At 70.6% G+C, this 23,047-nt stretch carries 21 protein-coding genes and 1 tRNA gene; 10 read left to right on the top strand and 12 right to left on the bottom strand.

Translation table 11 applies throughout. The features are described from left to right. Positions 1-4 precede the first annotated feature (4 nt). The 6 genes from hisB to hisS form a co-directional block, all read right to left on the bottom strand. Positions 5-1,132 carry a bifunctional histidinol-phosphatase/imidazoleglycerol-phosphate dehydratase HisB gene (gene hisB / locus VDQ83_RS06415; RefSeq protein ID WP_455434269.1) on the bottom strand — a complete coding sequence of 376 codons (1,128 nt, stop codon included), beginning with the start codon at positions 1,130-1,132 and terminating at the stop codon, positions 5-7. Continuing rightward, positions 1,129-2,238 (bottom strand): histidinol-phosphate transaminase, encoded by a 1,110-nt coding sequence (gene hisC, locus VDQ83_RS06410; RefSeq protein WP_455434268.1) that lies wholly within the window; start codon positions 2,236-2,238, stop codon positions 1,129-1,131. The genes hisB and hisC overlap by 4 nt, the downstream gene beginning before the upstream one ends. After that, a complete protein-coding gene (hisD, locus tag VDQ83_RS06405) occupies positions 2,235-3,530 on the bottom strand; it encodes a histidinol dehydrogenase (protein ID WP_309915517.1) in 1,296 nt (431 codons plus the stop codon). Before hisD ends, hisC begins: the two co-directional genes overlap by 4 nt. Beyond that, complete coding sequence (gene hisG / locus VDQ83_RS06400) at positions 3,527-4,441, bottom strand: ATP phosphoribosyltransferase (RefSeq protein ID WP_309915514.1); 915 nt, start codon at positions 4,439-4,441, stop codon at positions 3,527-3,529. The genes hisD and hisG overlap by 4 nt, the downstream gene beginning before the upstream one ends. Before the next feature lie 9 nt (positions 4,442-4,450). Next, positions 4,451-4,777, bottom strand: a complete 327-nt coding sequence (locus VDQ83_RS06395; protein WP_455434267.1) for a YerC/YecD family TrpR-related protein — start codon at positions 4,775-4,777, stop codon at positions 4,451-4,453. A 400-nt stretch (positions 4,778-5,177) separates the two neighbouring features. Then, the gene (gene hisS, locus VDQ83_RS06390; RefSeq protein WP_455434266.1) at positions 5,178-6,581 is read right to left on the bottom strand and encodes a histidine--tRNA ligase; all 1,404 of its coding nucleotides are present in this window, start codon (positions 6,579-6,581) and stop codon (positions 5,178-5,180) included. 112 nt (positions 6,582-6,693) lie between these two features. On the opposite strand from hisS, the gene VDQ83_RS06385 reads away from it, so the two are divergent. Together VDQ83_RS06385 and VDQ83_RS06380 are read left to right on the top strand one after the other, a co-directional pair. Beyond that, positions 6,694-7,449: a Crp/Fnr family transcriptional regulator gene (locus tag VDQ83_RS06385; RefSeq protein WP_309916253.1), complete on the top strand. Its 756-nt coding sequence runs from the start codon at positions 6,694-6,696 to the stop codon at positions 7,447-7,449. Positions 7,450-7,786: 337 nt separating this feature from the next. Next, positions 7,787-8,098, top strand: coding sequence for a hypothetical protein (locus VDQ83_RS06380; protein WP_263398153.1), 312 nt, complete (start codon positions 7,787-7,789; stop codon positions 8,096-8,098). Between the two features lie 100 nt (positions 8,099-8,198). Here VDQ83_RS06380 and thrC read toward each other — a convergent pair whose 3' ends face one another. The 6 genes from thrC to VDQ83_RS06350 all read right to left on the bottom strand — a co-directional run bounded on the left by thrC (position 8,199) and on the right by VDQ83_RS06350 (position 15,106). Further along, the gene (gene thrC, locus VDQ83_RS06375) at positions 8,199-9,500 is read right to left on the bottom strand and encodes a threonine synthase (RefSeq protein ID WP_455434265.1); all 1,302 of its coding nucleotides are present in this window, start codon (positions 9,498-9,500) and stop codon (positions 8,199-8,201) included. After that, a complete protein-coding gene (locus VDQ83_RS06370; RefSeq protein ID WP_455434264.1) occupies positions 9,497-9,928 on the bottom strand; it encodes a hypothetical protein in 432 nt (143 codons plus the stop codon). Before VDQ83_RS06370 ends, thrC begins: the two co-directional genes overlap by 4 nt. 296 nt (positions 9,929-10,224) lie before the next feature. Next, positions 10,225-11,193, bottom strand: coding sequence for a homoserine kinase (locus VDQ83_RS06365; protein ID WP_455434263.1), 969 nt, complete (start codon positions 11,191-11,193; stop codon positions 10,225-10,227). Beyond that, a complete protein-coding gene (gene thrA, locus VDQ83_RS06360; protein WP_455434262.1) occupies positions 11,190-13,688 on the bottom strand; it encodes a bifunctional aspartate kinase/homoserine dehydrogenase I in 2,499 nt (832 codons plus the stop codon). Before thrA ends, VDQ83_RS06365 begins: the two co-directional genes overlap by 4 nt. 502 nt (positions 13,689-14,190) lie before the next feature. Further along, positions 14,191-14,559: a hypothetical protein gene (locus VDQ83_RS06355; RefSeq protein WP_455434261.1), complete on the bottom strand. Its 369-nt coding sequence runs from the start codon at positions 14,557-14,559 to the stop codon at positions 14,191-14,193. Between the two features lie 470 nt (positions 14,560-15,029). After that, a tRNA-Arg gene (locus VDQ83_RS06350) sits at positions 15,030-15,106 on the bottom strand. Between the two features lie 163 nt (positions 15,107-15,269). Between VDQ83_RS06350 and amaB the strand changes: the two genes are divergently transcribed. The 8 genes from amaB to VDQ83_RS06310 all read left to right on the top strand — a co-directional run bounded on the left by amaB (position 15,270) and on the right by VDQ83_RS06310 (position 22,900). Continuing rightward, on the top strand, positions 15,270-16,802 hold the full coding sequence (gene amaB, locus VDQ83_RS06345; RefSeq protein ID WP_263398148.1) for an L-piperidine-6-carboxylate dehydrogenase: 1,533 nt from the start codon (positions 15,270-15,272) through the stop codon (positions 16,800-16,802). Between the two features lie 3 nt (positions 16,803-16,805). Further along, positions 16,806-17,546 (top strand): metallophosphoesterase family protein, encoded by a 741-nt coding sequence (locus VDQ83_RS06340; RefSeq protein ID WP_455434260.1) that lies wholly within the window; start codon positions 16,806-16,808, stop codon positions 17,544-17,546. Between the two features lie 99 nt (positions 17,547-17,645). Further along, positions 17,646-17,927, top strand: a complete 282-nt coding sequence (locus VDQ83_RS06335; RefSeq protein ID WP_263398146.1) for a DUF4190 domain-containing protein — start codon at positions 17,646-17,648, stop codon at positions 17,925-17,927. A 4-nt stretch (positions 17,928-17,931) separates the two neighbouring features. Further along, positions 17,932-18,699 carry a class I SAM-dependent methyltransferase gene (locus VDQ83_RS06330; protein ID WP_455434259.1) on the top strand — a complete coding sequence of 256 codons (768 nt, stop codon included), beginning with the start codon at positions 17,932-17,934 and terminating at the stop codon, positions 18,697-18,699. A 10-nt stretch (positions 18,700-18,709) separates the two neighbouring features. Continuing rightward, positions 18,710-19,765 (top strand): quinone-dependent dihydroorotate dehydrogenase, encoded by a 1,056-nt coding sequence (locus VDQ83_RS06325; protein ID WP_455434258.1) that lies wholly within the window; start codon positions 18,710-18,712, stop codon positions 19,763-19,765. Next, positions 19,762-20,802 carry a UDP-N-acetylmuramate dehydrogenase gene (gene murB, locus VDQ83_RS06320; protein ID WP_455434257.1) on the top strand — a complete coding sequence of 347 codons (1,041 nt, stop codon included), beginning with the start codon at positions 19,762-19,764 and terminating at the stop codon, positions 20,800-20,802. The genes VDQ83_RS06325 and murB overlap by 4 nt, the downstream gene beginning before the upstream one ends. An 8-nt stretch (positions 20,803-20,810) precedes the next feature. Continuing rightward, a complete protein-coding gene (locus tag VDQ83_RS06315; protein ID WP_455434293.1) occupies positions 20,811-21,704 on the top strand; it encodes a DMT family transporter in 894 nt (297 codons plus the stop codon). A gap of 32 nt (positions 21,705-21,736) precedes the next feature. Further along, positions 21,737-22,900, top strand: coding sequence for a TPM domain-containing protein (locus tag VDQ83_RS06310; protein ID WP_455434256.1), 1,164 nt, complete (start codon positions 21,737-21,739; stop codon positions 22,898-22,900). The last annotated feature ends 147 nt before the right edge of the window (positions 22,901-23,047 follow it).

Genomic DNA, 23,047 nt, shown 5'->3' with positions numbered 1-23,047 from the left:
GCCATCACAGCACACCCTTGGTCGAGGGCAGCGCGGCGCCGTCGCGGCGCAGCGCCTGGCGCAGGGCGCGCGCCAGCGCCTTGAAACAGGCCTCGACCTTGTGGTGGTCGTTGTCGCCGTGCACGCTCAGGTGCAAGTTCAGGCCCGACGCATCGCACAGCGAGCGGAAGAAATGCGGCACCAGCTCGGTCGGCAGGTCGCCGACGCGTTCGCGCTTGAACTCGCCTTCGAACACGAAATACGGGCGGCCGCTGAAATCCAGTGCGGCGCTGGCCAGGGTTTCGTCCATCGGCAAGGTGAAGCCGACCCGGCCGGCGGCGGCGTCGGCCGGCCACGGGCTGTCCGGCGGATCGAAGCCGTAGCGGCCGATGCCGCGCTTGTCGCCCAGCGCCTGGCGCAGCGCCTGGCCCAGGGCCAGGCCGGTGTCCTCGATGGTGTGGTGCTCGTCGATGTGCAGGTCGCCTTCGGCGCGCACGTCCAGGGCGAAGCCGCCGTGCTTGCCGATCTGCTCGAGCATGTGGTCGAAGAACGGCAGGCCGGTGGCGCAATGCGGATCGCGCGCCAGGTCCAGGTCGACCTCGACCCGGATCCGGGTTTCCTTGGTGTCGCGCTGCACGGTGGCGCGGCGCGGCGCATCGGCCAGTTCGTGGGCGATGCCGGCCCAGTCCCAGTCGCCGCCGAACTGCTCGGTCTTCAGCTGGAAGCCGCGGATGCGCAGGTTGTCGGCGAACTGGATGTCGGTGAGGCGGTCGCCGACCATCGCCGAACGCGCCCAGTCGATGCTGCGGTCCTGCAGGTACGGCAGCATCAGGCCGATGCCCGGCTTGCGCGTGGGCGCGTTGTCGGCCGGCCAGCTGCGGTCGATCAGCACCTCGCGGAAGGTAATGCCCTGGCTGGCGAAGATCTGCAGCATCAGGTCGTTGGGGCCGTCGAACGCGGCCTGCGGATAGGCCTCGCCGCCGAGGCCGTCCTGGTTGGTGACGATGACGAATTGGTAGCCGGCATCGCGCAGCTTGAGCATGGCCGGAATCACCCCCTGCACGAAGCGCAGCTTCTCGTAGGCGTCGATCTGGAAATCGGCCGGCTCCTCGATCAGGGTGCCGTCGCGGTCGACGAACAGGATCGGGGTCATGCCGCCGCCCTCCCCGCCTGCAATGCGCCGAGCACGCGCTGGTTCTGCTCCGGCGTGCCGAGGGTGATGCGCAGCGCATCGCCCAGGCTCGGCGCGGCACGCTGGTCGCGCACCACCACGCCGGCGCCGAGCAAGGCGCGGAACGCGGCCTCGGCGTCGTCGAAGCGCAGCAGCAGGAAATTGCCCTGCGACGGGTATACGCGGCGCACGCCCGGCAGCGCGGCCAAGGCGGTCTGCATGCGCGTGCGCTCGCCGCGCACCTCGGCCACGCGCAGCGCGGTCTGCCGCAACGGCTCGGCCTGCAGCGCCGCCAGCGCCAGCTGCGCGCACGGCGCCGGAATCGGGTACGGCGCCTGGCAGCGGCGCAGCACCGCGATCAGCGCCGGATCGGCGATCACGCAGCCGATCCGCGCCGCAGCCAGCGCATGCGCCTTGGACAACGTGCGCAGCACCGCCAGGTTGGGATACCGCGCCAGCAACGTGGTCGCCGACGGCACCTCGGAGAATTCGCCGTAGGCCTCGTCGACCACCAGCAAGGCGCGCCCGTGCAGGCGCTCGGCGGCGCGTTCGATGTCGGCCAGCGGGATCGCCGCGCCGCTGGGATTGCCCGGCGAGCACAGGAACACCAGCTTGGCCATCTGCGTCAGCGCCGCGTCCACCACCGCATCGACATCGGTGACCAGGCCGGCGGCGTCTTCGCGCAACGGCACCTCGACGATGCGCGCGTTCTGCAGCCGCGCGCACACCGCATACATGCCGAACACCGGCGGAGTGATCACGATCGCATCGCGGCCCGGCTCGCACAGCGCGCGCAGCAGCAGGTCGATGGCTTCGTCGCTGCCGCGGCCGAGCAGCAGTTGCTCCGGCGCGCAGGCGTACAGCGAGGCCAGCGCGGCGCGCAGCGCCGGCGGCTGCGGATCCGGATAGCGGCGGTTGCCGGCGTCGCGGTCGGCGGGATTGGCCCAGGCCGATTCGTTGGCGTTGAGCCAGACCTCGCCCTGCAGCGCGCTGCTGCGCGCCGACGCGTACCCGGCGAAGTCGCGCAGGTCGGGGCGCACCAGCGCCAGCATCGAGCCGGGCGTCGCCGCAGCGGTCGCCGCGCTCATGCCGCCTTCTCCATCCGCAGCGCCACCGCGTTGGCGTGCGCGTCCAGACCCTCGGCACGGGCCATGGTCACCGCGCAGGCGCCGATCGCGGCGATGCCGGCGCGGCTGGCGCTCTGCACGCTGACGAAATTCTGGAAACTGGCGACGCTGACCCCGCTGTAGGCGCGCGCCGCACCGTTGGTCGGCAGCACGTGGTTGGTGCCGCTGCAGTAGTCGCCCAGCGCTTCCGGGGTGAAGTCGCCGAGGAACACCGAGCCGGCGGCCTCGACCCGCTCCAGCCAGCCGCGCGGCTCGCGCAGCGCCAGGATCAGGTGTTCGGGCGCGTAGCGGTTGCTGATCGCGAAGGCGTCCTCGAGCGTGCCGACCTGGATCAGCCGCGACGCGGACAGCGCCTGGCGCGCGATCGCCGCACGCGGCAAGGTCGCCAGCTGCCGTTCGATCTCGTCCTCGACCGCGTCGATCAGTTCGGCGCTGTCGGACAGCAGCAGCACCTGCGAATCCGGGCCGTGCTCGGCCTGCGACAGCAGGTCGGCGGCGACGAACGCGGCATCGGCGCCGACGTCGGCGATCACCAGCACCTCGGACGGCCCGGCCGGCATGTCGATCGCCGCCGCACCGGCCTGCGCCACCTGTTGCTTGGCTTCGGTCACGTAGCCGTTGCCCGGCCCGAACAACTTGTCGCACGAGGGCACCGACTCGGTGCCGAAGCCCATCGCCGCGATCGCCTGCGCGCCGCCGAGCTTGAACACGCGATCCACGCCGGTCAGCCTGGCCGCGACCAGCACCGCCGGATCGGCCGAGCCGTCGGCGCGCGGCGGCGTGCACAGCACCACCTCGCGGCAGCCGGCCAGCGCCGCCGGCACGCACAGCATCAGCGCGGTGGACGGCAACGGCGCGCTGCCGGCCGGCACGTACAGGCCGACCCGGCCGATCGGCCGCACCACCCGTTCGCAGACCACGCCGGGCGCGGTTTCCACCGCATACGGCTGGGTCATGCCGGCGCGGTGGAAGCTCTCGATCCGTGCCGCCGCCTGCGCCATCGCCTCCCGCAGCACGGCCGGCACCGCGGCCTCGGCGGCGGCGAACTCGTCGTCGCCGACTTCGAAGCTCTGCAACACCACGCCGTCGAAACGCGCGGTGATCTCGCGCAAGGCCGTATCGCCGCGGCCGCGCACGTCCTCGAGCAGTTGCGCCACCGCCGCGCGGGTCTGCGCGGCGACGGTCTGCGCCGGCCGGGTCAAGGCCTGCGTGCGCGCCTGCGCGTCGAGCGAATTCCACTCCAGTCGGTTCATGCCAGCGAGCGCTCCACCGTCAACACCATCAACCCCTGCGCGCCGGCGCGCTCCAGTTCTTCCATGCGCTGCCAGGTGATCGCGCCGTGGCACATGGTCTGCAGCTGCAGAGGGCCGTCGCCGTCGCCGGGCAGTTGCACCAGCGGGTCGGCGTCGGGCAGCAGCCGGGTCAGCTCGGCGACGTGGTCGCGCGAGGCGCGGAACATCAGCAGCTTGCTGTCGCGCAGCTTGAGCACGCCGTCGAGCCGGCGCAGCAGCATCGCCGCCAGCCCGGCACGGGCATCGCCCGGCTCGCGCACCGGTCCGGCCAGCACCGCCTCGCTTTCCAGCAGCGTCTCCACCGGCTTGAGCTGGTTGGCGGCCAGGGTCGCGCCGCTGGAGACCAGGTCGCAGATCAGGTCGGCGGTGCCCAGGCGCGGCGCGATCTCCACCGAGCCGGACAGCTCCACCACCTGCGCGTCGATGCCGCGCGCTTCCAGCCAGTCGGCCAGCACTGCCGGATAGCTGGTGGCGATGCGCTTGCCCTGCAGCTGTTCCACGCCGGTCCAGCCCCAGGTGTCGGGCACCGCCAGCATCAGCCGGCACTGGCCGAAGTTCAGCCCGCGCAGCGCGCGGTAGGCCTCGGGCAAGCCGTTGCGGCGGCGCTCGCCGGCCTGCTCTTCCAACTCGTTGCGGCCGACGATGCCGAAATCGCAGACGCCGTCGGCGATCAGCCCTGGAATGTCGTCGTCGCGCACCAGCAACAGGTCCACCGGCAGCGACTCGCCATAGCAGAACAACTTGTCGCGGCTCTCGCGCCAGCTCAGCCCGCAGGCGGCCAGCACCGCGCGCGCCGGCTCGGCCAGGCGGCCGCTCTTCTGGATCGCGATACGCAGCCGGTCACGCGCCGGCGCTGCCAGGGAAGCACTCATCAGGACATCTCAATGGGAATCGGAAGGACGCGCCGCTTGCCGGCGCAGCGCCGTGGCATAGCCGCCGGCGCCGTATTCCAGGGTCCGCGCGACGCGGCCGATGGTGGTGACGCTGACCTGGGTCAGCTCGTGGATCTCGCGGTACGGCACGCCCTTGAGCAGCAGCGGCACCACCCGCCAGCGGTCGGACATCGCCTCCAGTTCAGCCGGCGTGCACAGGTCCTGCAGGAACGCGGCGACCTCCTGCGGCTTGCTCAGGTGGGCCAGGGCGCGCGACAGCGCCTTGAACGAGGAGTCGTCGTCGCGATCGGCAGTGGGGGCGGGTCGTTGTTTCATTGCATTAATGTAATAGCGTGTTAGTACATTAGCGCGATTGGACAGGCCGGGTCAAGCCACGGCAGGCGGGCGTTGTGTGGATGTGTTCGATCCGGGATGGGATCAGGTCGCCATGCGATCTGTCGCGGCTGAAGCCGCTCCTACAGGGGGTGGTGCGCGCACGTGCTTTCGTGCGCTTTTGTAGGAGCGGCTTCAGCCGCGACAGGCACTCGCACCCATCGCATAGACCTAAGGGCGCAGGCACCGCTTCGGTCGGCGGCGCATTGCGCCGATCGCTGTTGCGTGAGCGGCCTCAGTAGCGACAGGCCCTGGTTATTCGCGTCGCGACTGAAGTCGCTCCCACAAGGGACATGCGGCGCGACCGTCCAGGTTGCGCCAGGCCATGCCCCGGCAGGCCCGCTCAGGGCATGACCTTGGCCTGCTCCAGCTCGACCAGCAGGGTGCTGGCCAGTTCGTCGCGGGCGACGTCGAACTGCTGCTCGCGCACCAGGTCCTTGACCGCGACCACGCCGCGCGCCAGTTCGTCGTCGCCGGCCAGCACCACGAAGCGGATGCCGGCACGCGCGGCGTACTGGAACTGCTTGCCGACCTTCTTCGGCTCCATCTGCACTTCGGTGTTGATCCCGCCGGCACGCAGCCGGCGGGCGATGTCCAGCGCGTCGTCCAGCTTGGCCTCGTCCATCAGCGCGACCATCGCCTGCACGCTGCTGGAGGCGATGCCCTCGATCAGCCCGGCCTCGCGCAGCTGCCAGAACAGGCGGGTCAGGCCGATGGAAATGCCCACGCCCGGCAGCTTGGACTTGCTGTAGTGGCTGGCTAGGTCCTCGTAGCGGCCGCCCGAGCAGATCGAGCCGATCTGCGGGTAGTCGGTCAGCACGGTCTCGTAGACGGTGCCGGTGTAGTAGTCCAGGCCGCGGGCGATGGAGAAGTTCAGGCAGTACGCGGTTTCCGGCACGCCCAGCGCCTTGACCAGGGCCAGCACCTCGCGCAGCTCGGCCACGCCTTCGCGCAGCGTCGCGCTCGACTCGGCCGCCGCGGCCAGCGCGTCCAGACGCGCCAGCGCGTCGTCGTGGCCGCTGGAGCGCACCGCCACGAAGGCCAGAATCTGCTCGACCTGCTCGGCGGCGATGCCGAAGCCCTCGCCCACCAGCGTCTCGCGCACGTAGTCGGCGCCGCGCTTGTCGAGCTTGTCGACTTCGCGCAGCACCGCCAGCTGGCGCTCGCCCTCGGCCACGCCCAGGCTCTCGAAGAAGCCGCGCATCAGCTTGCGGTTGTTCAACTGCACCGCGAACTTGCCGATGCCCAGCTCGGCGAACACCGCGTGGATCACCGCCAGCACCTCGGCGTCGTAGCGGATGCTCAGCGCATCCTTGCCGATCACGTCGATGTCGCACTGGTAGAACTCGCGGAACCGGCCGCGCTGGGCGCGCTCGCCGCGGTACACGCGCTGCATCTGGTAGCGGCGGAACGGGAAGCTCAGCTCGTGCTCGTGCTCGGCCACGTAGCGCGCCAGCGGCACGGTCAGGTCGAAGCGCAGCGCCAGCTCCGGCAAGCCGCCTTCGCCGCCGGCGTCGGCCGCGGCGTTGGCCAGCGCGCCGGTGGACTGCACGAAATACACCTGCCGCTCGGTCTCGCCGCCGGACTTGGTCAGCAGCACGTCCGACAGCTCGAACACTGGCGTCTCCACCGGCAGGAACCCGAACCGCTCGTAGTTGCGGCGGATGACGTCCAGCATGCGCTGGAACGCGATCTGCTCGCGCGGCAGCAATTCCATGATGCCGGGCGGCGTACGGGGCTTGATCACGTGCAAAACTCCTGCGTCTTGGGGGCAAACAGGCGCCAATTCTAGCCGTACTGGGGTGCCGGGGATCGTATCGGCGTATCATCCGGGCGTGACCACTTCGCCCGTCAAGCGCATGCACCGGACCGTTCCCGGCTTCGCCCTGCCCTATGTCGAGCCCGCCGCGGCCCGCGATCCGAACGCGCACGAGTGCATGCATTGCGCAGTGCGCCACCTGGCGGTCTGCTCGGCGCTGGCCTGCGACGAGGTCCAGGCGCTGGAACGGGTGACCACCTCGCTGTCCTACGCCGCCGGCGCCACCGTGGTCCGCACCGGCGAGGCGCGGCAGGCGGTCTATACCGTCACCTCCGGCGCGCTGCGCCTGGTCCGCACGCTGGCCGACGGCCGCCGCCAGGTGGCGGGCTTCGTGCTGCCGGGCGACTACGTGGGCCTGAGCGAATCGGAGAAATATCGCACCGACGTCGAAGCGATCGCCGACACGCGCGTATGCCGGGTTTCGGTGGCGAACATGCGGCAGTTGCGCACGCAGTACCCGCAGCTGGAGCGCAAGCTGCTGCAGCGCGCCTGCCTGGAACTGGACGCGGCGCAGGACGCGGCGCTGGCGCTGGCGCGCCTGCAGCCGATGGAAAAGCTCGCCGATTTCCTGCTCAAGCTGGCCGCGCGCACCGCCAGCCGCGGCGATCCCGGCAACACGGTGACCTTGATGATGGGCCGCGGCGACATCGCCGACCATCTCGGCCTGACCATGGAAACGGTCAGCCGCACCTTCACCAAGCTGCGCCAGCAAGGCCTGATCGCCCTGCCGCAGTTGCACGTGGTCGAGATCCGCGACTTCGCCGCGCTGCACCGGCTGGCCTCCGACGAAGAGTGAGCCGGCCACGGCGCGGCGTTTTTTTCGCCAGCCCGTGTCTACGCCTTGCACCACGGCGGCCGCACCGACTTATCCACAAGTTTCCAGGGCAACGCTCCACATGCGCTGTGGACAACCCGGCGCCAGGCCACGGAACGCCTCCGGCGACGCCCGGCAGGCAGCCGAGCCGGCCTCCGGCAATGCGCTGGACCGGCAGCAGGCGCGGCCCCTACCGCGCCCATGAATGCTTCAGACCATCGCCATGCACCTGTCGCACGCCGGGGCATAGACTTGCGCCCGCAATACACCTGCGGCGCCGCCGCGGTGCCGGTGGGGGGGAACCATTCGGAGGGCCGCCATGGCCGTCGCCATCGATATGCACGACTCGCGCGCCTGCGTGATGCTGGATCGCGAAAGAGAACTGGAGTTCTGGAAGGCGCATTTCGCGCAGGCCCCGTTCCATCGGCCCGGGCATGTGTTCACCGACTACGAGCCGGCGCTGAAGCTGGCCTACGACGCCTATCTCAAGTACCACGGCCAGCGCTTCGAGGACGTGGTGCCGCAGCTGCGCGACGTATTCCTGCGCGACCATCCGCGCTCGCGCCTGGACTGGCTGCAGGCGCGCAGCGTGGTGCAGGCCGCCTGGCAGCGGCTGCAGCCCGACGACTGAGCCTGCGCGCCTAGGTTCCCGTGCTGCGCGCAGCCCGTGCGGCAGCGCGGCGGACGGACGGCGGCATTGCCGCTGCCCGGCCCCATGGCCGTCGCGGCCCTCAGCCGGCCAGCAGGCGCGCGCGCAGTGCCGCATAGTCCGGCGCGATCGGCTCGGCATGCGCCGGGCGCTGCAGCAACGCCGCCAACGCCGGCGGCACCGGCACCGGCTGGCCGATCAACGGCTCGACCACCGCCTCGAACTTGGCCGGATGCGCGGTCGCGGCCACCGCCCAGTCGCCGGCATCGGCCTCGGCGCCCTCGGCGCGGATCTGCTGCAGCACGTGCAACGCGGTGGCGGTATGCGGGCAATGCACCTCGCCGTAGCGGCGGAAGCGCTCGCCGATCAGCTGGCGGATCTGCGCATCGTCCACCGAATAGGACTGGAATTGCGCGCGCAACGCGGCGTCGTCGCCGCGGTACAGCCAGCGCAGGCGCTCGAAATTGCTCGGCGCGCCCACGTCCATCGCATTGGCCACGGTGGCCACGCTGGGTTGCGGGGCGTAGTCGGCGCCGGCGAAATAGTCCGGCAGCACGTGGTTGGCGTTGGTCGCCAGCACGATACGGCCCAGCGGCACGCCCAGCCCGCGCGCCAGGATCGCCGCCAGCGCATTGCCGAGGTTGCCGGTCGGCACCACCAGGTTCAGCGGCTGCGCCTGCCCGGCGTAATGCACCAGCGCGCTGTGCGCGTAGTAGCTCATCTGCGGCAGCAGCCGGCCCAGGCTGATGCTGTTGGCCGAACTCAGCGGCGCCTGCGCCTGCAGGTCGACATCGTTCAAGGCCTGCTTGACCAGCGCCTGGCAGTCGTCGAACGTGCCGGCCACGCGCAGCGCCTGGATGTTGTCGCCGAAGCAGCCCAGTTGATGCGCCTGGCGCGGCGACACGCGCCCGTCCGGATACAGCACCACCACGCGCAGGCCGGGCTGGCGATGGAACGCGGCGGCCACCGCGGCACCGGTATCGCCGGAGGTGGCGACCAGGATGGTCAGCGGCGTGGCGGCATCGCGGCGCAGCCGGGCCAGGCAGGCGGCGAGGAAGCGCGCGCCGAAATCCTTGAAGGCGGCGGTCGGCCCATGGAACAGCTCCAGCGCGTGGTCGCCGGGCGTGGCCAGCGACTGCAGCGGCGCGTCGAAATCGAAGGCCTCGGCGCAGATCGCCGGCAGCTCGGCGGCGAGCGCGTCGCCATCGAAGAACGGCGCCAGCAGCGTCGCGGCGGTCTCGGCCAGGTTGGCACCGGGCTGCAGTTCGCGGGCCGGTGGCATGCGCTCGGGCACATACAGCCCGCCATCGGGCGCCAGGCCGGCGGCGATGGCCTGGCTGAGCGTGGCGGCGGGCGCGGCATTGCGGGTGGAAATGAAGTTCATGGTGGTTCCATCGGCAGGGGGAATTCGATCGCACTGTCATCCGTGACTGTGGCACTGCTTGGTTGTTGCTCTTGTTGTTGCTCTTGTTGTTGCTCTTGTTGTTGCTCTTGTTGTTGCTCTGCCTTGCTTCGGCTGTTGCTTTTTTTGCTTTTCGATCTCCCGTGAGGCGCGGCAAGCAGGATGGGTACAACTCCCGAAGGGGGCGACGCGCAGGATGCGCGTCGTTTTCGGCAGGCACATGGATGTGCCTTCCGAAATTCCCATTCTGCTTGCGGACCCGTAGCGCGCAGCGCGGAGGGCGCGCCGCCCGGGTGTGCTTTCTTTTGGTTACTTTTCTTTGCACAAGCAAAGAAAAGTGACCCGCGCCAGCGGAAGCTTTGCTCTTGCGCTTGCTTTGAATCTTCAGACCAAAACAGAAGCAGAGGCAAAGGCTTTCGCCTTGCGGCGAGTCACTTTTCTTTGCTCGCGCAAAGAAAAGTAACCAAAAGAAAGCGCGCCCTGCCTTGCGCCCTCCGCGCTGCGCGCTCCGGGTCCGCGTCCATGACGGGGATTCGCGGAAGGGGCATCCTGCCCCTGCCGCGAACGGCGCACATCCTTGTGCGCCGCCCCTTCGGGGTTTTTCCCCGCCATGGCCGCCGCTTCGGAAGGGAGCCCGGTACCGCAACAGCAAAAGCAACAGCAAAAACAACCCCGAAAGCAACAGCAACAGCGAGGCTACGCGCCGCTACAGCAATCGGGCGCCCGGACACTGCAGCGGCGATACCCAATGCTGGCTGTCGAAGCCGGCGGACGCGAACGCCGCCTGCACCGCCGGCGCGGCCGCCTCGGCCGCCGCGCGCGTCGCGAACCACCCGAACACGCTGGGACCGGCGCCGGAAATGCTCGCACCCATCGCCCCCGCCGCCAAGGCCGCCGCCTTGGCCGCATCGAAACCGACGATCAACGGCGCCCGCCGCGGCTCGATCAGCACGTCGCGCAGGCCCTCGCGCACCAATGCCTCATCGCCGGCATGACAGCCCGCCAACACCAGCGCCAGATTGGAACTCTGCGCCACGAACTCGCCGAGCCGGTACTCGCCGGACAGCGCCTCGCGCGCGCGGCGCGTCTCCAGCACCGCATCCGGATGCACCAACAGACTGTGCCAGGCCGCCGGCACCGGCACCGGCACCATCCGCTGCAGCGTCGACAGCACCAGCCCGCCCAGGAACATCGGCCCCAGATTGTCGCCGTGGCGGCTGCCGCTGGCCACCGCCTCGCCCTCCAGCGAATACAGATAAAGCTGCTCGCGCGACAACGGCGCATCCAGCAACGCATTGGCTGCCACCAGCGCCGCCACGCACGAGGCCGCCGAACCACCCATGCCGGAGCTGAGCGGGATGCCCTTGTCGATCTCCAGTTCGAAGCCGAACGGCAGCGCCAGCGCCTCGCGCAAGGCGATCAGCGCCGCGCCGGCGGTATTGCGCGCCGCCTCCAGCGGCAACGCCACCGTGGTACCGCGAATGGCCGCGATACGCACCTCCGGCGCATCGATGCGGCGCACGCTCACCGTGTCACCGACACCCTGCACCGCATAGCCGAGCAGGTCGAAGCCCACCGCCACGTTGGCCACCGAGGCCGGCGCAAAGGCGCGCGCCTCGCGCGGCGCGGCGCGGGCAGCGGCATGCGGCGCCAGCGAGGTCTGCGCCTGGCTCACAGCCGCGCGCCCTCGCCCGCCGCCACCCGCAGCAGGTCGGCGAACACGCCCGCGGCGGTGACTTCCGGACCGGCACCGGGCCCCTGCACCACCAGCGGATTGTCGCAATAGCGCCGGGTGGTGAACTGCACCACGTTGTCGGTCAGGCGCAGGTTGGCGAAGGCGTGCTCGGCCGGCAGTTCCACCAGGCCGACGCTGGGCGCGCGGTCCGGCGCCAGCTGCGCCACGTAGCGCAGCACGCAGCCACGCGCCCTGGCCGCCTGCAGGCGCTGCGCGAATGCCGCGTCCACTTCGTGCAGGCGCGCCATGAAGTCCTCGACGCTGGCCTGGCGCAGCGCTTCCGGCACCAGGCTCTCCACCGCCACGTCCTCCAGGCTCAGCTCGCGCCCGGCCTCGCGCGCCAGGATCACCAGCTTGCGCGCCACGTCGATGCCGGACAGGTCGTCGCGCGGATCCGGCTCGGTATAGCCCATGCCGCGCGCCTCGGTGACCAGCTGCGAGAACGGCACGCTGCCGTCGTACTTGTTGAACAGCCAGGCCAACGTGCCGGAGAAGATGCCTTCGATCGCGGTGACCGCGTCGCCGGTGTCGACCAGGTCGCGCAGCGTGGTGATCACCGGCAGGCCGGCGCCGACCGTGGCCTCGTAGCGGAAGCGCGCGCCGCTGCCCGCGGCGGCGGCGCGGATCGCATGGAAGCGCGCCAGCGGCCCGGCGCCGGCCTGCTTGTTCGGGGTGACCACGTGGATGCCGGCGGCGAGCCAGCCGGCATAGCGGTCGGCGACGTCGGCGCTGCCGCTGCAATCGATGATCACCGCGTGCGGCAGGTGTGCCGACAGCAGGTGCGCGGTGAACGCGTCCAGGTCGGTGGGCTGCGGGCCGCTGGCGAAGGCCTGCCGCCAGTCGCCGGCGATCGCGCGGGTTTCCAGGCGCATCGTGCTGCGCGAGGCGATCGCGCGCAGGCGCAGGTCGAGGTTGGCCTTGGCCAGCAGCTGCGGCTGCGCCACGCGCAGCTGGTCGAGCAATGCCGCGCCGACGTTGCCCGGGCCGATCACCCCGACCGAGAAGGTCTGCGGCGACAGCCAGAACCCGGCGTGCGCCGCGCGCAATGCCTTGGTCGCGTGCGCGCTGTCGATCGCCACCGAGATGTTGCGCTCGGAGGAACCCTGCGCGATCGCCAGGATGTTGACCTGGGCGCGGCCCAGCGATTCGAACAGGCGCGCGGCCACGCCCGGCTGCCCGGCCATGCCGTCGCCCACCGCGGCCAGCACGCTGATGCCGGTGGTCAGCTGCACCCGCTGCACCTGGCCGACCACCAGTTCGTGCGCGAACGCCGACAGCAGCGCGTCGCGCGCGCGCTCGCATTCGTTCTGCCGCACCACGCAGCAGATCGAATGCTCCGAGGATCCCTGCGAGATCATCACCACCGACACCCGCGCGTTGCGCAGCGCGGCGAACACGCGCTCGGCGGTGCCGGGCACGCCGATCAGGCCGGTGCCCTCGAGGTTCAGCACGGCCAGGTCCGGGCTCAGGGTCAGGCCCTTGATCGGGCCGCTGGAGGCGCTGCTGGCGGTGATGCGGGTGCCCGGGTGCTCGGGCTGGAAGGTGTTGCGGATGATGATCGGCAGGCCGCGCTCGATCGCCGGCGACATGGTCTGCGGATGCACCACCTTGGCGCCGAAATAGGCCAGTTCGCAGGCCTCGTCGTAGCTCAGCGTCTCCAGCTGCACCGCCTCGGGCACCACCCGTGGATCGGCCGACAGCACGCCGTCGACGTCGGTCCAGATATGCAGTTCGTCGGCATCGAACAAGGCGGCGAAGATCGCGCCGGAATAGTCGCTGCCGTTGCGGCCGAGCGTGGTGATGCGCCCGGCGCGATCGCGGGCGACGAAGCCGGTGACCACGATGCGCTGCTGCGGGTGATGCGCGCGCCAGTCCGCCAGGCGCCGCGCGCTGGCCTCCCAATCCACGTCCACGCCGAGTTCGCCGCGATCCACCACCAGCACCTCGCGCGCGTCCAGCACCGCGCAGTCCTCGCCCAGCGCGCGCAGGTGCTCGCCGAGCAGTTGCGCCGAATACACCTCGCCCAGGCCCTGCACCCGGTCCAGCACCTCGCGCGGCAGTTCGCCGATCACCGCCAGCGCGCCGAGGATCTCGGCCAGATGCTCGAAGCGCGCGTCCAGCCACTCCACGGTGATGCCGGCGTGCTCGCCGAGCAGCGACACCGCCGCGGCGCGGTGCCGCGCGCGGGTCTCGTGCCAGCGTTCGCGCCAGTCGCTGTTCTCGCTGGCGGCCAGTTCGGCCAGCGCGATCAGCGCATCGGTGACCCCTTTCATCGCCGAGACCACGGTGACCTGCAGGGTCTCCGGGCGCGCCAGCAACAGCTGCGCGACATGGCGATAGCGTTCGGCGTCGGCCACCGAGGTGCCGCCGAACTTGTGGACGACGGTGCGCGCGGGTTCTGCGGCGGGAGCGGAAGCGACAGCGGGGGACGGCATGGGAGACCTCGAAGTGGAGGCCCCGCTCGCATCAGGCTGACGGGTTCCCCCGCATCCTGATCCGGGTGCGGGGCCGTGGGTTTCGACAGTTACGCGAAAACGACGGGCCGCACCGGGCTAATGGTGTGGGTGGTAATGCCAGTGGTCGTGCCCGCGCAGCACGCTGCCGCCCGCCGATGCGACGGCGGTGCGGGATCACGGGCGAGGACGGAAGCGCTGGGCATGGACGCAAGAGGACATCATGCGCCCGGGTGCTGTCAAGCACCGATTGTGCTGACGCAGCATGGACACCACGCCTGGATCAACAGGTTGCAAAAGTTACTATCGCGCGTCGATGCGGATTGCCCGCCGCGGCGTGGATTGTTGGCGTGCAGTCGCCAGCGGCACCTGCGCCGACGCAGCTGCGACCGAAGCAGCCGACACGCAAAAAAAAAGCCCATGGCAAGTCGCCTCGCGCATGGGCCGGAACGTCATCAAGCGGACATGGACGCCTGCCGCGCCATCAATGCTGCTGGTTGTCGGCCGGAGGCTGCTGCTGCGGATCGGTTGGCTGGGCACCCTGGGTCGCGTCCTGGCCGGTGGTCGAGCCTTGATCGGTGCCGGTACCGGTCCCCGTGCCAGTTCCGGTGCCGGTGCCAGTGGCCGAGCCCGCGGCGCCGTCGCCGGTCGCGGTGCCGGTGGCGGCATCGCCGCTGGTGGTGCCTGCCGCCGGTGCGGCGCTTCCGCTCTGGCCGCCCGCCGGGCTGCCGTCGGCTGCGGTGGACGGGGTCGCTGCGTTCTGGTCCTGCGCCGCCTGGTCGCCATCCCGATGGCAGGCGACCAGCGCCGCCAGGACCGAACCGACCAACATAACCTTCAACGTTCTGCTCATGAGTGACTCCTGCTTCGCATGCGTACGTGGTTGGTAGAAGAGCAGCCGCAAGCGGCGGCCGATGACACCTAGCCCGCACTCGAAACGCATGAAGACTGCGACCATCGCCGTGTCGCCTCCACGCGTCTGGTCAAGACTCGTGGGGTTGCGGCAGGCATGGGCCCGGCACGGCCAGGCGTTCCTCATGCATCTCGACCTCGACAGGACTGCGCATCGCAACTGGCGGCGGCCGCTCCGTCATTGGCGGACGCTCGTAGGCTACGCAGCGCGATGCTTAAACAGCGTCGGCGCAAGGTGTAGGCGGCGTGAGCCGCATCCGGGCGCTGGATGCATTGGTTTTCGTCAGGAAATCGCGCTTGCAGCGACAGCCGAAACGGCGGCGGCATGACTGGCGGATGCGCTTCCGGCGAATAGCACGACGGCGCCGCGGAGCGCGCAGCCGGAAAGCGGGCTACGCAAACTCCATGCGATGGTGACCCTGGCGCGATTCGAACGCACGACCTGTCCCTTAGGAGGGGACCGCTCTATCCAGCTGAGCTACAGGGCCTTGGCCGGCGCATTGTCGCACGATCGCCGCGCTTGCCAAGCCCGCGCCAGCGCGCTGCCGCTGCGGCCTGGCCCGCCCGGTCTGCTAAAATGCGCGGCTAATCGCGCCCCGCGTCCCCCGCCTGCGGTCGCCTTCCCTGTCGCAACGATTCCCAGGAGATTCCATGTCCGCTGATCTGCTCAAGGCGCTCGGCCTGACCGCGTCCAATTCCGGCACCTACCTCGGCAACGGCGAGTGGTCCACGGCCACCGGCGCCGGCGTGCTGCAGCCGTTGAACCCGTCCAACAACGCGGTGATCGCCGAGGTGCAGGCGACCACCAAGGACGATTACGAAACCGTCGTCGCCCGTGCCCAGGCCGCGTTCAAGGTGTGGCGCACGACCCCGGCGCCGCGCCGCGGCGAGGCGGTGCGGCTGTGCGGTGAAGCGCTGCGCCGGAACAAGGACGCGCTGGGTTCGCTGGTCGCGCTGGAAATGGGCAAGAGCAAGCCCGAAGGCGACGGCGAGGTGCAGGAGATGATCGACATCGCCGATTTCGCGGTCGGCCAGAGCCGCATGCTGTACGGCTACACGCTGCACTCCGAGCGTCCCGGCCACCGCATGTACGAGCAGTACCAGCCGCTGGGCCTGGTCGGCATTATCAGCGCGTTCAACTTCCCGGTCGCGGTGTGGGCGTGGAACGCGTTCCTGGCGGCGATCTGCGGCGACATCTGCCTGTGGAAGCCGTCCAACAAGACCCCGCTGACCGCGATCGCGTCGATGAAGATCTGCAACGACGCGCTGCGCGACGCCGGCTTCCCGGACATCTTCTTCCTGATCAACGACGCCGGTACCGAACTGGCCGAGACCCTGGTCGAGGACAAGCGCATCGCCCTGATCAGCTTCACCGGCTCGACCCAGGTCGGGCGCAACGTCGCCGAGAAGTGCGCGCGGCGCCTGGGCCGCTGCCTGCTGGAGCTGGGCGGCAACAACGCGATCATCCTCGACGAGAGCGCCGACCTGAAGCTGGCGATCCCGGGCATCGTGTTCGGCGCGGTCGGCACCGCCGGCCAGCGCTGCACCACCACGCGCCGGCTGATCGTGCACGAATCGATCTACGACACCGTGCTGGCGACGCTGCTCAAGGCGTACAAGCAGGTCGAAGGCAAGATCGGCGATCCCACCGACCCGGCCAACCTGATGGGGCCGCTGAACAGCCGCGGCGCGGTCGAGCAGTTCCTGGCCTCGATCGAAAAGGCCAAGGCCGCCGGCGGCACCGTCGAGACCGGCGGCACCGCGCTGGACCGGCCCGGCAACTTCGTGCTGCCGGCGATCGTCACCGGCCTGCACAACGGCGACGACGTGGTGCAGCACGAGACCTTCGCGCCAATCCTGTACGTGATGAAGTACAGCACCCTGGACGAGGCCATCGACCTGCAGAACGGCGTGCCGCAGGGCCTGTCCTCGTCGATCTTCACCCAGAACCTGAAGGCGGCGGAGAAGTTCCTGTCGGCGGCCGGCAGCGACTGCGGCATCGCCAACGTCAACATCGGCACCTCCGGCGCCGAGATCGGCGGTGCGTTCGGCGGCGAGAAGGACACCGGCGGCGGCCGCGAATCCGGCTCGGACGCCTGGAAGGTGTACATGCGCCGGCAGACCAACACCATCAACTACTCCGACTCGCTGCCGCTGGCGCAGGGCATCAAGTTCGACCTGTAAGCGATGCGCATCGCCGCCCTGTCCGATATCCACGGCAACCTGCCCGCGCTGGACGCGGTGCTTGCGGACATCGGGCGGCGCGGCGTGGAGCGGATCGTCAACCTCGGCGACATCGTGTCCGGTCCGCTGTGGCCGCGCGAGACCGCCGCGCGACTGCTGCCGCTGGCCTTGCCCACGGTGCGCGGCAACCACGAGCGCCAGCTGTGCGAACTGGCGCCCGCGGCGATGGGTGCCAGCGATGCCTACGCGCACGCGCAGCTGACGCCGGCGCAGCTGCGCTGGCTGGCCGGGCTGCCGCCGACTCTCGCGCTGGACCAGGCCCTGCTGTGCCACGGCACGCCGCACGACGATCTGTGCTGGCTGCTCGACGAACTGGACCCGCCCCGCTTGCTGGGCGCCGACGCACGCCGCGTAAGCGAACGCCTCGGCGCCACGCCGCAGGCGACGCTGGTGCTGTGCGGACACAGCCACGTGCCGCGCACGCTGCGCCTGGACGACGGGCGGCTGCTGTGCAATCCGGGCAGCGTCGGCCTGCCCGCCTACGCCGAGACGCATCCGCGGCCGTACCGGGTCGAGGCCGGCACGCCGCAGGCGCGCTACGCGATCCTGGAACACCGCGACGGCCATTGGCAGGCGCAGCTGCTGGCGGTCGACTACGACCATGCCAGCGCCGCGGCGCAGGCCGAACGCAACGGCCAACCGCTGTGGGCGCACGCGCTGCGCCACGGACGCATGCCCGGATGAGCGACGCACGGCGCGCACGCTTCTGGGATAATTCACGCATCGCGCACGCCGCGATGCCCGCCAGGCGAATGCCGCCCTCCACCTCACGAGGATCCGCAGATGAACGCCGTCCGTGAAACCAATTCGCTCGCCGTGGTCAGCCTGATCGCCGGCATCCTCGGCTGGACCCTGATGCCCGTGCTCGGCAGCCTCGGCGCGATCATCGCCGGGCACCTGGCGCGCGCCGAGATCCGGCGCCAGCCGCAGCGCTTCCAGGGCGACGGGCTGGCGGTCGGCGGGCTGCTCCTCGGCTGGCTGGCGGTGATCGTCGCCGTCGTGGTGGTGCTGGCGTTCGTGGCGTTCTTCGGCGGGCTGGCGTGGCTCGCCAGCATCCAGGGCTGAGCCGATGGACGCCTCCGCTCCGCGCGAACGCTTCAGCGACCGCGTCGCCGACTACGTCCGCTACCGCCCCGACTATCCGCCGGCACTACTGGACTGGGTGCACGGGGAACTCGGCGTGGCGCGCGACGCGCAGGTCGCCGACATCGGCGCCGGCACCGGCATCTCCACCCGCATGTTCCTGCAGGCCGGGCACCCGGTGCTGGCGGTGGAGCCGAACGCGGCGATGCGCGCGGCCGCCGAGACGCTGCTGCGCGACCTCCCCGGCTTCGCCGCGGTCGACGGCAGCGCCGAGGCCACCACCCTGCCCGCCGCCAGCGTCGACCTGATCAGCGCCGCGCAGGCCTTCCATTGGTTTGACCTGGAGGCGGTGCGCCGCGAATGGGCGCGGGTGCTGTGCCCCGGCGGGCTGGCGCTGGTGTACTGGAACTCGCGGCTGCTCGACGGCACGCCGTTCCTGCACGACTACGAGCAGTTGCTGCTCGACTACGGCACCGACTACAGCGCGGTGGCCGAGCGCTACCACGACGATGCGACGATGCAGCGCTGGTTCGGCGCCGGCCTGCGCGGCACGGCCCAGTTCCCGAACGTGCAGCAGCTGGACTACGACGGCCTGCGCGGGCGCCTGCTGTCGTCCTCCTACGCGCCGCTGGCCGGGCATCCGCGCCACGCGCCGATGCTGGCCGCGCTGCGCGCGCTGTTCGATCGCCACCAGGTCGATGGCCTGGTCGATGTCCACTACCGTACCCGTGCCTTCGCCGGCACGTTGAACTGAGCTGCGCCGCATGTATTCCCTCGCCCGCCCGTTCCTGTTCGCCTTCGACGCCGAGCGCGCCCACGCATTGGGCCTGCGCGCGATCGAGATGGCCTACCGCACCGGCACCAACCCGCTGCTGGCCAAGGCCATCGCGCCGATGCCCACGCGCGCCTTCGGCCTGGAGTTCCCCAACCCGGTCGGGCTGGGCGCCGGCCTGGACAAGAACGGCGAGCACATCGACGCGCTGCTGGCGCTGGGCTTCGGCTTCGTCGAGATCGGCACCGTCACCCCGCGGCCGCAGCAGGGCAATCCGAAGCCGCGCATGTTCCGGCTGCCGCGCGAGCAGGCGGTGATCAACCGCATGGGCTTCAACAACCTCGGCGTGGACGCGCTGGTGCGCAACGTCGAGCGTGCGCGCCGCCGCCACGGCCTGCTCGGCATCAACATCGGCAAGAACAAGGACACGCCGAACGAGGACGCCGCGTCGGACTATCTGCATTGCCTGGAAAAGGTCTACGCGCTGGCCGACTACGTGACGGTCAACATCTCCTCGCCCAACACCGCCGGCCTGCGCGAGCTGCAGGAGGAACAGGCACTGCGGCAGCTGGTGTCGCAGTTGCGCGAGGCGCAGGAAGCGCTGGCCGCACGCCACGGCAAGCGCGTGCCGATGCTGGTCAAGGTCGCGCCGGATCTGAGCGACAGCGATATCGACGCGGCGGCGCGGGTGCTGTCGGATCTGCAGGTGGACGGCGTCATCGCCACCAACACCACCATCGCCCGCCCCGGCCTGGAGCAGAACCCACTGGGCGCCGAAGCCGGCGGCCTGTCCGGCGCGCCGCTGCTGGGCCAGTCCACGCTGGTGCTGCGCCGGCTGCGCGCGCGCCTGCCCGAGGCGATCCCGCTGATCGGGGTCGGCGGCATCCTCTCCGGCGCCGACGCGGTGGCGAAGATGGCCGCCGGCGCGGCCCTGGTGCAGTGCTACAGCGGGCTGGTGTTCCGCGGGCCGGAGCTGATCGGCGAATGCGTCGAGGCGATGCGCCGGCGCCGCGAGGCGCCCAGCCGCGGCGCGGTCGCCGCGCTATGAGCAACGCCTGGTCGCTGACCGCCAACGCGCCGCTGCAGGCGCTGAACACCTTCCATGTCGCCGCGCAGGCGCCGTGGCTGCTGCAGATCTTCGCGGCCGAGGCGCTGCCCGAGGCGCTGCTGGCGCCGGAACTGGCCGGCGCCGCGCTGCTGCCGCTGGGCAGCGGCAGCAACATGCTGTTCGCCGGCGATGCGCCCGGCGTGGTGCTGGCCTTCGCCAACCGCAGCATCGACACGCTGGAGCATCGCGCCGACTACGCCATCGTCCGCGCCGGCGCCGGCGTGGGCTGGCACGAACTGGTGATGTGGTCGCTGGCGCAGGGCCTGTCCGGCCTGGAGAACCTGGCGCTGATCCCGGGCACGGTCGGCGCCGCGCCGATCCAGAACATCGGCGCCTATGGCGCGCAGGTCGGCGAGTTCGTGCACGTGGTCGAGGCCTACGACCGCGCCGACGCGCGCTTCGTGCGGCTGGACGCGGCGGCCTGCGAATTCGGCTACCGCGACAGCCTGTTCAAGCGCCAGCCCGACCGATATCTGATCGCCGCGGTCGAATTCAACCTGCCGCGGCTGCATGCGCTGCGCCTGGACTACGCCGGCATCGGCGAGGAACTGCAGGCGCTCGGCATCGCCATGCCCGGCGCGCCGGACGTGGCGCAGGCGGTGATCAACATCCGCCGCCGCAAGCTGCCGGACCCGGACGTGCTGGGCAACGCCGGCAGCTTCTTCAAGAACCCGCTGCTGCCGGCCGAACAGGCGCAGGCGCTGCAGCACGCCTACCCGGCACTGCCGGTGTTTCCCGGCGACGCCGAGGACCAGCGCAAGCTCTCGGCGGCATGGCTGATCGAGGCCTGCGGCTGGAAGGGCCATCGCGACGGCGACGCCGGCGTGTCCGCCGCGCACGCACTGGTGCTGGTCAACCACGGCCAGGCCAGCGGCGCCGAGCTGCTGGCATTGGCGCGGCGCATTTCCGCCTCGGTGCTGGAGCGCTTCGGCGTGACCCTGGAGCCGGAACCGCGGATCGTCGGCGCGCAGTGGTGAACGAGGCGATGTCGCTGCGCGCGGCCATGCTGATGCTGGCCAGCACGCTGGCGTTCGGGCTGATGGTGGTGGCGATCCGGCTGGCGTCCGCGCACCTGTCCACAGTGGAGATCGCCTTCTTCCGTAACCTGTTCGGCCTGCTGTTCCTGCTGCCGATGCTGTTGCGTCCGGGCCAGCCGCTGCCGCGCACCGCGCAGCTGCCGCGCTACCTGCTGCGCACCGCGGTCGGCCTGGTGTCGATGCTGGCCGGGTTCTGGGCGATCGGCCATCTGCCGCTGTCGCAGGCGATCGCGCTGTCCTACTCCACACCGCTGTTCGTGACCCTGGCCGCGGCGTTCTGGCTGGGCGAGAACGTGCGCCTGCGGCGCTGGATGGCGGTGCTGTGCGGCTTCGCCGGCGTGCTGATCATCGTGCGCCCCGGCGCGGCCACGTTCAGCACCGGCACCCTGGTCGCGCTGCTGGCGGCGGTGATGAGCGCGCTGGTGGCGATCCAGATCAAGCAGCTGGCACGGGCGGACTCGGCCAACACGGTGGTGTTCTACACCTACGTGTTCTGGGTGCCGATGTCGCTGCTGCCGGCGCTGTTCGCCTGGACCTGGCCGCAGGGTATCGACTGGCTGTGGCTGCTCGCCACCGGCCTGTTCGGCACGCTGGGGCAACTGCTGTGGACGCGTGCATTGCGCATCGGCGAGGTCTCGGCGCTGACCCCGATCAGCTTCATCCAGCTGCCGTTCGTGGCGCTGCTGGGCTGGTGGCTGTTCGGCGAGGCGATCGCGCCGCACACCCTGCTCGGCGCGGCCATCATCATCGCCGCCAACGTCTACATCGCGCATCGCGAATCGGTGCTGGCCAAGCGCGCCGCCACGCACGCGCCGATGGAAGGCGCCAAGCCCGGGGAATGAGCGCAGCCGCACCGCGCCTGGCGGCCGCCATAATGGCCGCACGATCCACCTCGGCCCACGCCATGCGCGCCTTCCGCCTGCTTGCCATCGCCACGCTCGCCCTGCTGCTGTGGCCGGCGCTCGCCGCGCTCGCCATCGAGATTCCCGCGTACACGCCGGACGTGGTCGATCCCGGCGGCCAGTTGAGCGCGTCGGACCGGCAGCGGGTGAACGCGTCCCTGCAGCGGCTGCGCACCGACCAGGGGATCTGGGGCGCGGTCTACATCGTGCCCGCGCTCGACGGCGACAACCTCGAAAGCCTGTCCGAGCGCGCGTTCAAGACCTGGCAACTGGGCCAGAAGGACGTCGACAACGGTCTGCTGCTGGTCCTGTCGATACAGGACCGCCGCTCGCGCTTCGAAGTCGGCTACGGACTGGAAGGCCGCCTGCCGGACGTGGTCAGCAAGCACGCGCTGGACGACTACCTGACGCCCAGGATGCGCCAGGGCGATACCGCCGGCGCCATCATCGACGCCTTCGGCTTCATGGCGCGGGTCGCCGCGCAGGACCCGACCAGCCTCGAAGAACTGTCGCGGCCGTCGGCCGCGCCCGCCGCCGAACCGCGCCACTGGGAACGCGGCATGATCGCGTGGGCCGGGCTGGCGGCGCTGATCTGGCTGCTGCCGCTGCTGCGCCGGCTGTGGATGCGGCGCCTGCGCGCGCGGTTGCTGCGCGAGCACCCGCAACTGGCCGGCCAGGCCGAGGACATCGCCGAAACGACCCGACGCTCGTGGTTCCTCGGAGCGTTCATCAGGTTGTTCCTGACCGTCAACCCAGGCGTGTTCGTGCTGGTGCTGTCGGCGCTGTTCCCGGTGGCGTTCATGCTCTCGCTGGCCATCGAGCTGCTGGTGCTGGGACTGGCGCTGGCGCTGGCCGGCCGCCGCTATTCCTCGCCCGAGTATTTCCGCGATTTCCTGCGCGAGCAGGCGCGCGAGCGCCAGGCACTGATGCGCAAGGGCCATGTGGTCGCGACCACGTCCGGCGGCTACGCCTATACCCCGGCGTACTACGCCAGCCGGAAATCGTCTTCGTCCTCATCTTCGTCATCGTCGTCATCGTCGTCTTCCTCATCGTCCAGCAGTTCGAGCGGCTCGTCCTCCTCCGGCTCCTCCGGCGGCGGCAGCTCCGGCGGCGGCGGCGCCAGTTCGAGCTGGTAGCCGCTGCACCACGGAGAAGGCGTGTTCGCGCAGAAGATCCATCTGGCCTTGGCGGACGTACGCGCGCGCCTGCGGGCTGCATGAGCACAGAGCCGATGCCGAAGCGAGCGCCGTGACCGGCGCGGACCGGTCGCTGCACGCGGGTAT

Source organism: Xanthomonas sp. WHRI 7945 (assembly GCF_035026585.1).
Note: the sequence above shows the minus strand (reverse complement) of the source record. Positions and strands in the feature narration are given on the sequence as shown.